The 13,188-nt window shown below is 60.6% G+C and carries 9 protein-coding genes and 2 pseudogenes; 9 read left to right on the top strand and 2 right to left on the bottom strand.

Going from position 1 to position 13,188, the window contains the following annotated elements:
* Positions 1-26 precede the first annotated feature (26 nt).
* The 7 genes and pseudogenes from nifE to A3AU_RS01000000136650 all read left to right on the top strand — a co-directional run.
* Positions 27-1,517, top strand: coding sequence for a nitrogenase iron-molybdenum cofactor biosynthesis protein NifE (nifE, locus tag A3AU_RS0132265; protein ID WP_027056528.1), 1,491 nt, complete (start codon positions 27-29; stop codon positions 1,515-1,517).
* Positions 1,518-1,526: 9 nt separating this feature from the next.
* Complete coding sequence (gene nifN, locus A3AU_RS0132260; RefSeq protein WP_027056527.1) at positions 1,527-2,909, top strand: nitrogenase iron-molybdenum cofactor biosynthesis protein NifN; 1,383 nt, start codon at positions 1,527-1,529, stop codon at positions 2,907-2,909.
* Complete coding sequence (gene nifX, locus A3AU_RS0132255) at positions 2,875-3,372, top strand: nitrogen fixation protein NifX (RefSeq protein WP_027056526.1); 498 nt, start codon at positions 2,875-2,877, stop codon at positions 3,370-3,372. Before nifN ends, nifX begins: the two co-directional genes overlap by 35 nt.
* A 17-nt stretch (positions 3,373-3,389) precedes the next feature.
* Positions 3,390-3,869, top strand: coding sequence for a NifX-associated nitrogen fixation protein (locus A3AU_RS0132250; RefSeq protein WP_027056525.1), 480 nt, complete (start codon positions 3,390-3,392; stop codon positions 3,867-3,869).
* Between the two features lie 24 nt (positions 3,870-3,893).
* Positions 3,894-4,679: a response regulator transcription factor gene (locus A3AU_RS0132245; RefSeq protein ID WP_027056524.1), complete on the top strand. Its 786-nt coding sequence runs from the start codon at positions 3,894-3,896 to the stop codon at positions 4,677-4,679.
* Between the two features lie 98 nt (positions 4,680-4,777).
* Positions 4,778-5,665: a universal stress protein gene (locus A3AU_RS0132240; protein ID WP_027056523.1), complete on the top strand. Its 888-nt coding sequence runs from the start codon at positions 4,778-4,780 to the stop codon at positions 5,663-5,665.
* 175 nt (positions 5,666-5,840) lie between these two features.
* Positions 5,841-6,464: pseudogene (locus A3AU_RS01000000136650) on the top strand (NAD(P)/FAD-dependent oxidoreductase); the annotation flags it as partial.
* 1,143 nt (positions 6,465-7,607) lie between these two features.
* Here the strand turns inward: A3AU_RS01000000136650 and A3AU_RS0132220 are convergent.
* Positions 7,608-8,345 carry an acetoacetate decarboxylase gene (locus tag A3AU_RS0132220; RefSeq protein ID WP_027056521.1) on the bottom strand — a complete coding sequence of 246 codons (738 nt, stop codon included), beginning with the start codon at positions 8,343-8,345 and terminating at the stop codon, positions 7,608-7,610.
* Between the two features lie 1,208 nt (positions 8,346-9,553).
* On the opposite strand from A3AU_RS0132220, the gene A3AU_RS0132215 reads away from it, so the two are divergent.
* Positions 9,554-10,396: a radical SAM/SPASM domain-containing protein gene (locus tag A3AU_RS0132215; RefSeq protein WP_027056520.1), complete on the top strand. Its 843-nt coding sequence runs from the start codon at positions 9,554-9,556 to the stop codon at positions 10,394-10,396.
* An 89-nt stretch (positions 10,397-10,485) separates the two neighbouring features.
* Here the strand turns inward: A3AU_RS0132215 and A3AU_RS1000000138660 are convergent.
* A pseudogene (locus A3AU_RS1000000138660) lies at positions 10,486-11,258 on the bottom strand (GDP-mannose 4,6-dehydratase); the annotation flags it as partial.
* A 528-nt stretch (positions 11,259-11,786) separates the two neighbouring features.
* On the opposite strand from A3AU_RS1000000138660, the gene A3AU_RS0132205 reads away from it, so the two are divergent.
* On the top strand, positions 11,787-13,091 hold the full coding sequence (locus A3AU_RS0132205; RefSeq protein WP_027056518.1) for a lysine N(6)-hydroxylase/L-ornithine N(5)-oxygenase family protein: 1,305 nt from the start codon (positions 11,787-11,789) through the stop codon (positions 13,089-13,091).
* Positions 13,092-13,188: the final 97 nt, after the last annotated feature.

Raw genomic sequence — 13,188 nt, 5'->3', positions numbered from 1 at the left:
CCCAATCGACTTCGGAGACTGACGCAATGACCTCGCTCAGTGCCAAGATCCAGGACGTTTTCGACGAGCCCGCCTGCGATAACAACCGCGGCAAGGATGCCAAGGCGCGCAAGCAGGGCTGCTCGAAGCCGCTGACCCCCGGGGCGGCAGCCGGCGGCTGCGCCTTTGACGGCGCCAAGATCGTCCTGCAGCCAATCACCGACGTTGCGCACCTGGTCCATGCGCCGCTCGCCTGCGAGGGCAATTCCTGGGACAACAGAGGCGCAGCTTCGTCCGGGCCAACCCTGTGGCGGACAAGCTTTACAACCGATCTCACCGAACTCGACGTCGTGATGGGGCAGGGCGAGCGGAAGCTGTTCAGGGCGATCCGCGAGATCAAGGAAACATATGCGCCGCCGGCAGTCTTCGTCTATTCGACCTGCGTGACGGCGCTGATCGGCGACGACATCGAGGCCGTGTGCAAACGCGCGGCCGAAAAATTCGGCTTGGCCGTGGTGCCGATCAATGCGCCGGGCTTGGCCGGCTCCAAGAACCTCGGCAACAAACTCGCCGCCGAAGCGTTGCTCGATCATGTCATCGGCACGGTGGAACCCGACGAGGCCGGGCCCTACGACATCAACGTCCTTGGCGAATTCAACCTCTCCGGCGAATTCTGGCTGGTGAAGCCGCTGCTTGATCGGCTTGGCATCCGGGTGCGCGCCTGCATTCCGGGCGATGCGCGTTACATCGACGTTGCATCCGCGCACCGCGCCCGGGCGGCTATGCTGGTGTGCTCGAGCGCACTCATCAATCTGGCCCGCAAGATGGAGGAGCGCTGGGACATCCCGTTCTTCGAGGGCTCCTTCTACGGCATAACCGATACCTCCGAAGCACTTCGCAACATTGCTGAGCTGCTGGTGAAGAAGGGCGCCGATGCGGAGATCCTCGATCGCACAGAGACGCTGATTGCCGAGCAGGAGGCGATTGCGTGGAAGAAGCTCGAGGCCTACCGCCGGCGGCTTCAAGGCAAGCGCGTGCTTCTCAATACAGGCGGTGTGAAGTCCTGGTCAGTCGTCCACGCGCTGATGGAGATCGGCATGGAGATCGTCGGCACCTCGGTCAAGAAATCCACAGTCGAAGACAAGGAGCGGATCAAACGGATCCTCAAGGACGAAAACCACATGTTCGAGCAGATGGCAGCGCGCGATCTTTACGTCATGCTCTCAAAACACCAGGCCGACATCATGCTGTCGGGCGGGCGCACGCAATTCATCGCCCTGAAGGCCAAGACGCCCTGGCTCGATATCAACCAGGAGCGCCAACATCCTTATGCCGGCTATGACGGCATGGTGGAACTTGTCCGGCAGATCGACCTCGCCATTCATAACCCGATCTGGGACCAGGTGCGGGAGCCGGCGCCGTGGGATCGCCAGCCTGCCGGGGAGGACGATCTGGCGAGCACGAAGAACGGGACCGCGACTGTGAACGCCTTCAATGAATTCGCTGGCGCGACGGCTCACCGCTTCGGCAACCGTTGAGGAAATCCGATGGTCCGCATCCTTCGCAAAATCAAATCAGCGGCGGTCAACCCGCTGAAGTCGTCGCAGCCGCTGGGTGCCGCCTTCGCTTTTCTTGGAGTCGAGGGTGCGATGCCCCTGTTCCACGGCGGCCAAGGCTGCACCAGCTTCGCGCTCGTGCTCTTCGTGCGGCATTTCAAGGAAGCGATCCCCTTGCAGACAACGGCGATGGATGAGGTGGCAACCATACTCGGCGGAGCGGACCATCTGGAAGAGGCGATCCTCAACCTCAAAACCCGCACTAAGCCAAAGCTGATAGGAGTGAGCACGACCGCGCTGGTGGAGACCCGTGGCGAAGACTGCGCGAGTGATATCGCCAACGTCAAGCTGAAGCATGCGGAAGAGCTCGCGGGTACGGAGGTTGTGCTGGCCAACACGCCTGATTTCGGCGGCGCTATCGAAGAAGGCTGGGCCAAGGCTGTCGCGGCGATGATCGAAGGGATTACACGGTCGGGCGCACGGACCCGGCAGCCGAAGAAGATCGCGATCCTGCCCGGATGCAACCTCACTGTCGCTGACGTCGAGCATTTGCGTGACATGGTTGAAAGTTTTGGGCTCAAGCCGGTTATCCTGCCGGACGTCTCCGGCTCACTCGATGGCACGGTTCCTGACCGCTGGGTAACCACTACCTATGGCGGCACCAGCGTCGAGGAAATCCGCGAGCTTGGCACGGCGGCGCAATGCATCGTCATCGGCGAGCACATGCGCCACCCGGCGAAAACGCTGCACGGGTTGACCGGCGTGCCTTACGCGGTGTTCCAGTCGCTGACCGGATTGAGGGCTGTTGACCGGTTCGTCTCGCTGCTATCGGCGGTTTCGGGCGCGGCGGTGCCGGCCCGGGTGCGCCGTCATCGGGCGCAATTGCAGGATGCGTTGCTCGACGGACATTTCCATTTCGGAGGCAAGAAAATTGCGATCGCGGCTGAACCAGACCAACTCTATCAACTCGCAACCTTCTTCACCGACATGGGCTGCGACATCGCGGCGGCGGTCACGACGACCGATATGTCGAAGATTCTGCAAAAAGTACCGGCGGAGTGGGTTCAGATCGGCGATCTCGGCGATTTGGAAGCTCATGCAGCGGGCGCGGATCTTCTCGTAGCACATTCCCACGGTCGCCAGGCGTCGCAACGCCTTGGGATTCCGCTCATGCGCGTCGGCTTCCCAATCTTTGACCGGCTGGGCAGCCAGCATAAGCTCACAATCCTGTACCGGGGGACCCGCGACCTGATCTTCGATGTTGCCAATATCTTCCAGGCCAACCAGCGCGCGCCGACACCTGAGGCGCTTGACCCATTCCGTAATCGAGAAATGCCAGATGAGCTCCGTTCGTCGCCTCTCACTCGTCACTGACGAGGTTCACGCACCGATGCCTGAACGACGAGCAGGCGCATTGCGCGTAGCCATCGCCACGCAAGACATGAAGGGTCTCAATGCCCATTTCGGGTCGGCCAAGCGCTTTGCTGTCTACGACGTGACGCGCGAGGAGTGGCATCTCGTGGAAGCCCTGGCCTTCGATGACGTTTCCGATGAGAGCGGGAAGCGTCGGACCGAGGGCGATGACCGCATCACGCCGAAGGTGGAGGCGCTGAAGGGATGCCACCTGCTGTTTTGTCTGGCCATTGGCGGGCCTTCGGCAGCCAAGGTTATTTCGGCAAAAATCCATCCAATCAAGGTGCCGCAGCCACAAACCATCCAAGAGGTGCTGTTGCGCACGCAGATGATGCTGAGAACCTGTCCTCCGCCCTGGCTGCGCAAGGTGCTGGCCGAAGCCGGTGTCGCCGAAAAGAAACCCTCCTTCGAGGACGAGGACTGAAACGAGGAAAGAGCAAAATGTTTGAAGTCGCGATCAGCCATGCTGTCAACGATGACGAGGCGGCCCTTGCCAGCCCGTTCGTCAAGTGCCTCGTGCGGCTGATCCTTGCTCAAGATTCCCACGGGTCCTGGGACGGCAAAGCGGACGCCGAGTTGCTGGCGGACTTCATCGTCAGCAAGGAACAGCGGCGTACGATTCCGATCATCGGCGATCCCGATCCGGACGTGCTGTGGAGGCTCGACAAGTTTTACACTGCCGTCGCCCTTGCGATCGAGGAGCGCTCCGGCCTGATGGCATCGCCGATGATCGAAATGAGCCATGAGGGGTTCGGGCGCGTGCTTTTCACCGCCGGGCGGCTGGTCGTTCTGTCCAAGACCGTGCGCGACGTCCATCGATTCGGCTTCGAGACGTTCTGCAAACTCGCCGCGGCCGGTACGAAACTGGTCGACGATGCCATCGCAGCCATCGACGCCTATCCCGAGGTGGCACGGGCATGAAACCGATTTTCGAGCAAGAGGATCATGTCAGGCCTTGAGGAGCCGCGATGGCCAGCCCACGCGGCCGATGCGGTCGAGGCCAATTTGGTTCTCGGGGTAGCGCTGATGAAGCCACGCGTCCTGATCTGTTCGCAAGATGCGGAGTTCTATCTGTTCCTCAGCCACATACTGGAGGTGGACGGGTTCGTCAGTGAGCCGGCAGGCGGCGCGAAGGAAGCACTTGCAATGGCCGACGATCGCGACTTCCAGGCCGTGGTGCTGGACTGCGGTTCAACGAGCCTTACCGGGTCCGCAATCTGCGCCCGGCTCAAGCGGGAGCCCCGAACCGGCGGCCTGCCCATCATTGCCCTGATCGCGCCCGGCGCCGAGAACCAGCACCTCGATCTGTTGAAGGCCGGCATTGACGAGAGCTTTGTGCGGCCTGTGGCGCCGGCCAAGCTGCTCGATTGTCTGCGGACGAGGCTGGCGCTGCCGAAGCCGGGTTCAAACGCGATTGAAAACAACAGCTGGCTTTCCTATGGCAGCCTTGAGATGAAGCTCGATGCCCACCGGGTTTGCGGCAATGGCCATGACATCCATCTCGGACCGATCGAGTTCAACGTGCTGCGGCATTTGCTCGAGGCGCCCGGCAAGGTCTTCAGTAGGGACGAGCTGATCGGCGGGGCCTGGCCGGCCAATATCCATGTCGGTGTACGCACAGTCGACGTCCACATCAGTCGGCTCAGAAGGGCTCTGGAGGCGGCCTCGACGGGTATCGTCATCCGTACCGTCAGGTCGGCCGGCTACTCGCTCGAGAAGCTGGACGGCTGAATTGAGTGCCGAGTGTGGTGCCACTCCCTTTCCTCGCGCTGTGAGCCGGTCTTGCGGCCTGAAACGCCCTCAACGGATACTCAGGAAGAAACAGGAAAATGGGCTTTAAAACGGTACTCTGTTTGACCGGCGCTGACCATTCCGATCAGGACGTCAGAACTGCTGCCGGCTTGTGTGCGGAAATCGGCGCACACCTTTCCGTACTGATTATACCCGCTCCGATGCTCCTTATGTCGCATCGGCGGATCGGAGATGGTGTCCCCGAGTGGCCGGCAGGACGTGGACAGGCAATTGCCAGATTGAACGATCGGTTTCGGCAAATCGATCGATTTACACAGGACGCGGTCAGACTGGAAAAACACTCCAGAGATATCCAGAAACTGCTGGAAGCTATGTCGCTCGCCTATGACGTTGACACCGACTATTACGATCCGGCCAGCCTCGGTGAAGTGGCACGACAGCGGGCGCTCTGCGCCGACCTCACGATTGTTGGACCAGGGCTCCTCAACGACGAGAATCTCGGACCTCCTGTGGTCAATGGCTGCTTGTTCGATACGGGAAAGCCGGTGCTCGTTGTGCCGAAGGGGGCTGAGGCGACGCTGTGGCCACGGCGCGTCCTGGTCGGTTGGGATTCGCGAGTCGAGGCGTCCCGTGCGGTTCGAGAAGCGCTGGGCCTCCTATGCGTTGCTGAGGAAGTTCGTGTCGCCCTGGTCGATCCGAAGGCCAACTACAACGGGAACGGCGCGGAGCCTGGAGCCGACATCGCTGCCTATCTCACTCGGCACGGTGCTCGGGTGTCGGTTGACCTCCTGCCAAGTGCCGGCAAATCGGCGGCCACGGTGCTTGCGCAGCACGCAATCGACATTTCTGCCGACATGATAGTCATGGGCGCCTATGGCAGCCGCCGGCTGCGTGAGCGGCTCTTTGGCGGTGTGACCAGATGGATCTTTGAAAAGCCGACATTGCCCCTGTTTTTGGCTCGATGACGGTTGCGGACCCGCACCGATGCTGTTCAAACTCTACTGTGACGCCTGCATTCATACGTAGATGGGCTCCATCGAAATAATCGATCTTACGAAGAGAAACGAACATGAAAAGCATTGCTCGGGAGGCGACGCCCTCCGGAAATCTCTCCAGTCATGCGCAAGGCGGAGGTGGAACGGCCAGAGCGTGACCAGTGTCAGCCTCGACAATGGCGACAGGCTGGAAGTCGGCATCGTCGTCATCTCAGCCGGGCCGAATGCCGGCACGGTGGCTGCCATGGCGGGGCTGGTGTTTCCGGTCGAGCCGCGCAAGCGCAACGTCTTCGTCTTCGAGGCGCGCGAGAAATATGCCGACATGCCGCTTCTGGTTGATCCCTCCGGCATCTATGTCAGGCCGGAAGGCTCGGTCTATCTCACTGGCGGCGCCGAACCGGAAGAAGGCGACGGCCCGGCCGACCCCACCGATTTCGAGGTCGACTGGCCGCTGTTCGAAGAGGTGATCTGGCCGGTGCTGGCGACCCGCATTCCCGCCTTCGAGGCGATCAACCCCACACGCGCCTGGGCCGGCCATTACGACTACAACACGCTCGACCAGAACGCGGTGATCGGCCCGCATCCGCAGGTTAAGAATTTCCTCTTCGCCAATGGTTTTTCCGGCCACGGCCTGCAGCAGGCGCCGGCGGTCGGCAAGGCGCTGGCCGAGCTGATCGTGCACGGCGGCTACCGCACGGTGGACTGCTCGGCGTTTGGGTACAGCCGTGTCGCTGAAGGGCGGGCGTTCAGGGAATTGAATGTGATCTAACGCTGGCGGGACAGCCCCCCTCTCTGGCCTGCCGGCCATCTCCCCCGCAAGGGGGGAGCGGCAGCTTCCCTGGCGGCTCCAAACTTCTAGCCTTGGAGATTGGCGAAGGCAGCGATGACGGCCAATCTCCCCCCTTGCGGGCGCGGTCAGCGGGGTCGTTGCCTTTGGCGATGCATGTCGTGGCTGGACCGGGTGAGGTGAGTCCGGCCCGTCTACCCAGCCTCTGCGCCCGCCCCGAAGCCGCTCACCCGCTCAGCGCTATGAGGGCGCGCTCGCGAGCGGCTTCGCGAACGCTGCGCTACAGCCCGTGCAGGGACGCGACCCCAGTGAAGGCATACTCCAGCGTGGCTTCGCCAATTCCGTTTCGTTGGCCCCCCTCAAGCCGGTCTTCCAACCGATGGCCGAACGCGCCAATTCGCCAGCCAACTCCATCAACGATTGTCTAAATCCGCAACCTGGGGCGGCTCGCTCGTTTGCTTGAGCACGGCACAGACCGGGATCGCGAGTACGATGCCGCGGAATGGGAACGCACCCCCATGCTTGGGCACGAGAGCCCCCAGCCAACGCGCATCGCGCCAATCGGCGTCGTCACGTTCGAGATACATCACCGGCTGCTCGGCGCTTTTACGCTCGCATATGCGCCGGCACGCCGCTGGCGATCGATGACGCATCTGCCGACGAGGCTGCTCGTTCCACGAAAAAGCGATAAGCACGAGATCAATGGGCAACCTCGTCGGGATCGAAAAGAGCGCTAAACCGGGTTGCTAGATCGATCCAGGGTGCCGCGTCGCCGCTCTCTGAAGCTATTCGAACGACCGCCGCCAGATAATCGGTAAAAGCCTTCAGTCTTATGGCGCCTTGCTCTGAGAGGCAGTCAATGGCGTCAAGCCGCTGGTAAACGGCAGCGAGCATATGTTGCACCAAAAGCAGGGAGGATGGGCAAGGGCAATCGCTCTTACTCGCGAGGCGCCTGCACTCGCTGCAAAGCGGCGGAATGTCCTCTAAGCCTAGGTAGCTGGAAAGACGTTGTATGAGATTGTCAGTGGCGTTCCTTGTCGAGAAGCCGTCCACCAGCTCCCCATCGCGTTGGTTCAATGAGATATCACAGTAAAAGTTCATGGTTCTCCCTTTCCGATGGCGAGGCTAGGCTTCCGCGAGATAGTCGTGGACGACCTTCCCGAGCGCGAGCGTGAGATCTGCGACGAGGTGTACTGCCGAGACTACTTCCAGCACCGGCAGTTCGGCGACGGGGGCAAGCGCATGCGACCAGAGGTTCAGGGCTGCCGGGCCGGTCCAGGCGCCCCTCAAATGGACGTCCTCTAGATGATATTCCACGAGCTCACAGATGCGCGGCGTGCCGTCGACATGCGGGATAATTTTGAGGAGGAAATTCGGTTCAGCGAGCGAGGCCCTCACGCTCGCGAGGTCGGCGGCTCGGTGCTTGTAGCCCATGGTACCCGTCGCGACGCGGACCGGCCCGTAGTCCAGCGTGCCAACAAGGGTATCCGTCTCCGTTCGGAGCGTTGGGCTAGCGAGCTTCTTGGGAAAGCCCCACAACTCGCGTCCGCCCGCTATCGGCGGATGGTCGTCGAGAAACATGCAGTGGGTATAGCTCCCCCTGCGGCCACAGAAGGAGACAGGGATGACCTGTCCGCCTTCCGTGTAGTCGCCGAAGCCCGTCGAGTCCGGCATGCGAATGAACTCGAACTTGACCATAGGCTCGCACACCTGAAGCGGCTCCGGCACAAGGTCGCGCAGTTTCTGCGGATCGGTGCGATATGTGATGATCAGATACTCCCGGTTGCGGAAGCGATATGGGCCGGCCGGGTAGGCCGGGCTGTGCATGGCGAAAGCTTTCCCACGGACGGTATCTTGGTGCATGTTTGAAATTCCTTTGTGCTGGATCAGGTGGGCTTAGATCGGTCTGCATGATGGCGGCGAGGCTCTCCGAGGTGCTGTCGTAGCCTCGCAAGGGATGCATGGCGTAATCGCGCGTAGCCATTTGCGCTGGCAATTGCCTTGGAGCGCGAGGCGATGGTCGCGGACGCGGTTCCATGGCTCCGGATGTGATCGAGAGGCAAGATTCGAGGTAAAGTGATTTTGTTCCTCATTTGAAGGCGCTGCTTCCCGTCTGCCCTCGTGGTAGGAGGAGGTGGAGTGGCGGCCAGCTCCGATTTGTCCTCATGACGGGGGTTTGCGGATCGACGCGCATGCGCCATGCCAAATGAGAAATCGTTCGGTGCCCGCAGGACAGACGGCCTCGGCGAGCCAGTCGAGAGAGAAGGTCTTCGCCTCACGCGGATCAGATACGAATTCCCGAGCACTGCGGTGATGTAGCAAGAAGGCCTGCGGCGCCACCAAACCTCTGTCGCGAAAATATGGAGGTGACGCGGTATCCGCCGTCTAGCCAAACAGCATACGCAGCATCCGGCAGCACGCACTCGACGGCCTGGCCCATCGCCGGCTTCAGGAGAAAAGATCAGCTATGAGCCGGCAGGCAGTCGCTGCACGCGGCGGTCAGGTCGTGTAGATCTTCCGCGCACACAGCCGGCGCCGAAATGATGCTAGATGATGAGCCGACGCCAACATTACCGCAGGGGAGACAGCCAAGTCTGTCCTCAAGCGTCTGAAATGCATGTCCAAAAGCTGACAGCGACAAAAACATGTCTGGTCCAAAACCACCGGCCGCCTTGGGCGTGAGGTTTCTCGAAGCCTACTCGTGCAGTTGCTGCGGCTAAGCGCGCTGGCACGGCCTTTGCTGGAGATGCTGCAATATTGAGTGGCTGACCGCATAAGAACGCGAGACGATTGATGGTCTGCTGCGCCATCTCGGCGGCGCGCCCGCTCAACGGTCACGGCTACACCTTGGCAATGGCTGACGGGCGACTTTGCGGTTGCGCCGCCCTGCCGCGCCGATGCGCCCAAAGTTCGTTGATAGTCCGCTCGGCCGATTGAGGAAACCGGCTGTTGACTGCTGCCAAGGCGGAGATGGCTGGGCTCATTCGGACTGTCTTGACCGTCGGTGTCATGAAGCCAAAGACACCATGCTGGACGTTATGCATGACCAAGACGAGTGGGAGTCACAACGAATGATTTTACCGGAGCTGCGCTCTGCTATCCCAGCCGGCAGAGTTTTGGAGATAACGACGACCACAGGATGCATCGTGGGATGTTCATATTGTCCGCAGGACAAGTTCGCTGACCGGCAAAGAAAAGTATCTGATACGAAGCATCTTAGTCTTGGAGATTTCAAGCGCTGTCTGGCGCGCGTACCAGCCTCCGTCGACATTAGTTTTGCCGGGTATTCTGAGCCATGGCTCAATCCGGATTGCACCGAAATGGTCGAGCACGCTTCCGCCAAAGGCCACGGCATCAGGATTTTCACGACGCTTGTGGGAATGAAGGGGCAGGATCTACAGCGGTTGCAGGCGCTGCGGTTGGGGGTATTCGTGGTTCATGTTTTTGATGATGGCGCCCACATGAATAGCCGCCTTGTCGGAGACAAGTATCGCGATTTGGTTGGTCAACTCGTCGACGCCGACATCCCTTCGATCCGATTCTTGGTTTTGGGTGAGCCCCATCCCGATATCGCCGACATTATCCCTGCCCAAGCCCTAGTTCGCGCGCGACCGGTGAGCAGCAGGGGTGGAAGCGTAGACCCTAAGATTGTAGAACCACGGCAGCCAGTCGTCGGAGCGCTGATATGCGTGGACGAACGGCAGTATCGGAATGTACTCCTTCCAAACGGCGAGGTTACTCTCTGCTCCATGGATTTTGAGCGGCGTCACGTATTGGGCAACCTTCTATGCGACGAATATGGCGATCTCTTTAAAAGCCCAGTTTTTTGCGAAATCGTCGATCGCATGAATGGAGCGGCTGGTTTTCTGCTTTGCAGGATGTGTGAATTTGCCGATCCAAACGATAGGAACTGACTGACGCCGGCTGACCGCGGCGGGCGTGAAATGCCGACGTCCCTGAAACGGCAAGATGCACATGCCCGCGAAGTCATCGTGTTTTCACGTCACGCTAACCCGATCCCGTAGGCGCGGCAGTCAGCCTCGACCATTTCCGAGACGAACTCATCGAAAGTGTTCTTCGGCTTCCAACCGAGTTTTGACGGCTGCCTTGGAGGCATCGCCGATCAGCAGGTCAACCTCGATTGGCCCGAAACAGCGTTTGTCGATCCGGATCAGCGCTTCATTACTCATGCGTTCACGGCCCACCTCGTCAACGCCTTCGCCCTCCCAGGCGATCTCTTTTTCGACTCGCCTGAAGGCAAGCCACGACAAAGGTGCGGACCGTGTGTGTCTCGCCGGTTGCCAGCACGAAATCGTCACGTTGATGCTGCAAGATGCGCCACATGCCCTCGACATAGGCGCGCGCCGAGCCCCAGTCGCGCTTTGCTTCCAGGTTTCCGAGATAGAGACGTCCCGTTTGCCGGCCATGATCGAGCCACCGCACGCGTCACCTTGCGCGTGATGAAAGTTTCGCTGCGCGTCGGCCCTTCGTGATTGAACAGGATGCCATAGAGCCCGTATACCTCGCGGTAGTTCATGGTGATCCAGTAGGCGTAGACCTTCGCCACCGCATAGATCGAGCGTGGATAAAACGGAGTGCTCTCCTGCTGCGGGATGCCCTGGACCGAACCAAAGAGTTCGGAAGTTGACGCCTGGTAGAACCGCGGTTCTTTCTCGAGACGAAGAATGCGGATCGCTCGGCAGCAGCAGCGTGCCGAGCGTATCGGCATTGGCGGTGTATTCCCGGTCCCGAGGGAGACTGCACGTGGCTTTGCGCAGCCGGTGCAAGGTTTCGGCCTCAATGTCGGATACTCGACAGGATCGCAAACCTGCTTCCGTTGCTTTGCTCATGTTTTGCTCTGGCACGTTCGATGCAGGGACCCTCCCGAATGCAGCAGCGGATGTCTTCTATGATCAAACCCACGGGAAAATGCTGTCGCCGCACTCATGACCGCGCCCTCGCTGGTCGCCAAGCAGGCCGAAGGTCGGCTCATCACGGTCGAGGCGGGCAACTGAGCCCAATTGCAATGAGGGATAGGCTGCGAAAGCATGTCACTGACCACGCGGGGGGCATCGAGGCGGGATTCTCGATGCCAGCCACGCGCAACATACCGCCGGCATGAGTGCCGATCTCATCACGGAGCCGGCATCCGCGGGCGTCACACCCGATACTACGAACGCGCGGACAAACTGTTGCAAGTCCTGCGGTGTCGACGATGCGTGCGGGAAGGGCAAGCCCAGCGGCCATGGCCGACATTCGCCGCATATAGCGCCTGATTGGGAGGCGTCAGCAGGAGCAGGACAACTGGATCTCTCTTGCATTGGGATCGGTGCTGGCCCGTCCAATTTGAGCCTTGCGTGTCAGATACACGAGCAAATCGGGCACGGGGCATTGTTCTTGGATCGGCAAGTTGACTTCCGCTGGCATCCAGGCAGCGCATTCGACTCTTCAGAACTCCAGGTCAGCCACGTCAAGGATCTGGTAACGCTGGTGAATCCGCGATCCGCCTACACTTTCATAAACTACCTGCACGAGAACGGGCGTCTGTACCACTTCCTGAATGCACAGTTCGATGCTGTGCTCAGGGCTGAGTTCGAGCAATACCTGAACTGGGCGTTCCGCAGGAACCCACTTGTGCGCGGCGGCGAGACCGTCCGCGAAATACGCTATGATGGCGAGTTTCGGGTGCGGACGGACGACGCGGTGCTTAGTGCCAGAGACCTGGTGGTCGGCATCGGCAAGCAAGCGTGGATTCCACCTCAATTTCAGGGCTGGATCGGACGCAACCTGTTCCATTCATCCGATTTGCTGCACATCCATCCTGAGGTGCGGCAAAAACATGTTTGCGTCGTTGGTGGAGGCCAGTCGGGAGCCGAGGTGCTGTTGCATTTGGTCGGTGGGCCAAGAGAACGGCGGCCTGCCTCGATCACCTGGGTCTCGCAGCGCGAAAACTACCTGCCCCTCGACAACAGCCCGTTCACAAACGAGTTGTTCATGCCCTGTTTTTCGGATCGTTTCGCGGCAATGAGCGAGCCGCAGCGCAAGCTGTTCCTGCGGCGTTTCGTGCTCGCCTCGGATGGTATTTCGGATCGCACTTTGCGCGCCGTCTACCAGGCGCTGTATCGCCACGAATTTCTTGAGCCAGACCTATGTGACATCGCACTGCGGCCGGGTTGCAACGTTTCGCGCTGCATCAACGCCGGCGCGGGTCACAACTTGACGCTGCAGCGCGGCTTGGGCGACGTCGAAGAAGTCACGGCCGACATCGTCATCCTGGCCACCGGTTACGAGAACGCCGTGCCAAGCTTTTTGGAACCGATGGCGGATCGGCTGCAACAGACCGACAATGAGTTGGTCATCAACGCGGATTTTTCGGTGTGCTGGGACGGACCGCGTGACAGACGCATCTTCGTACAGAACGCCAATCCCGGGCAGCGCGGGCTGGCCGATCCGAACCTAAGCCTGCTGGCCTGGCGAGCTCGCCGCATTCTTGACAGCCTTCTACAGCGCGCGCCGTGCGCGAACCCTGAGCATCTTGGCTTTATCAGCCGTACCACCGTCGAGAGCTGGCCCGACCCGGTAGCCGAAGAAATGGGCAGCGGGATATGACTCAGCGACTACTGATCATCGGCGGTGGCATCCAAGGAATGATGTCCGCCTCCGCTGCGGCGCAGTCCGGAGCCCGCTCCGAACTCATCGTGACTGA

The sequence above is a fragment of the Mesorhizobium erdmanii USDA 3471 genome (genome assembly GCF_000472705.1).
GTDB lineage: Bacteria > Pseudomonadota > Alphaproteobacteria > Rhizobiales > Rhizobiaceae > Mesorhizobium > Mesorhizobium erdmanii.
This window is presented reverse-complemented; position numbering and strand designations above follow the sequence as displayed.

Excerpts from the sequence above, each read along its gene's own strand:
- nifE (WP_027056528.1), top strand. The coding sequence starts at position 27 with ATGACCTCGCTCAGTGCCAAGATCCAGGACGTTTTCGACGAGCCCGCC.
- nifN (WP_027056527.1), top strand. The coding sequence starts at position 1,527 with ATGGTCCGCATCCTTCGCAAAATCAAATCAGCGGCGGTCAACCCGCTG.
- nifX (WP_027056526.1), top strand. The coding sequence starts at position 2,875 with ATGAGCTCCGTTCGTCGCCTCTCACTCGTCACTGACGAGGTTCACGCA.
- A3AU_RS0132250 (WP_027056525.1), top strand. The coding sequence starts at position 3,390 with ATGTTTGAAGTCGCGATCAGCCATGCTGTCAACGATGACGAGGCGGCC.
- A3AU_RS0132245 (WP_027056524.1), top strand. The coding sequence starts at position 3,894 with ATGTCAGGCCTTGAGGAGCCGCGATGGCCAGCCCACGCGGCCGATGCG.
- A3AU_RS0132240 (WP_027056523.1), top strand. The coding sequence starts at position 4,778 with ATGGGCTTTAAAACGGTACTCTGTTTGACCGGCGCTGACCATTCCGAT.
- A3AU_RS0132220 (WP_027056521.1), bottom strand. The coding sequence starts at position 8,345 with ATGCACCAAGATACCGTCCGTGGGAAAGCTTTCGCCATGCACAGCCCG.
- A3AU_RS0132215 (WP_027056520.1), top strand. The coding sequence starts at position 9,554 with ATGATTTTACCGGAGCTGCGCTCTGCTATCCCAGCCGGCAGAGTTTTG.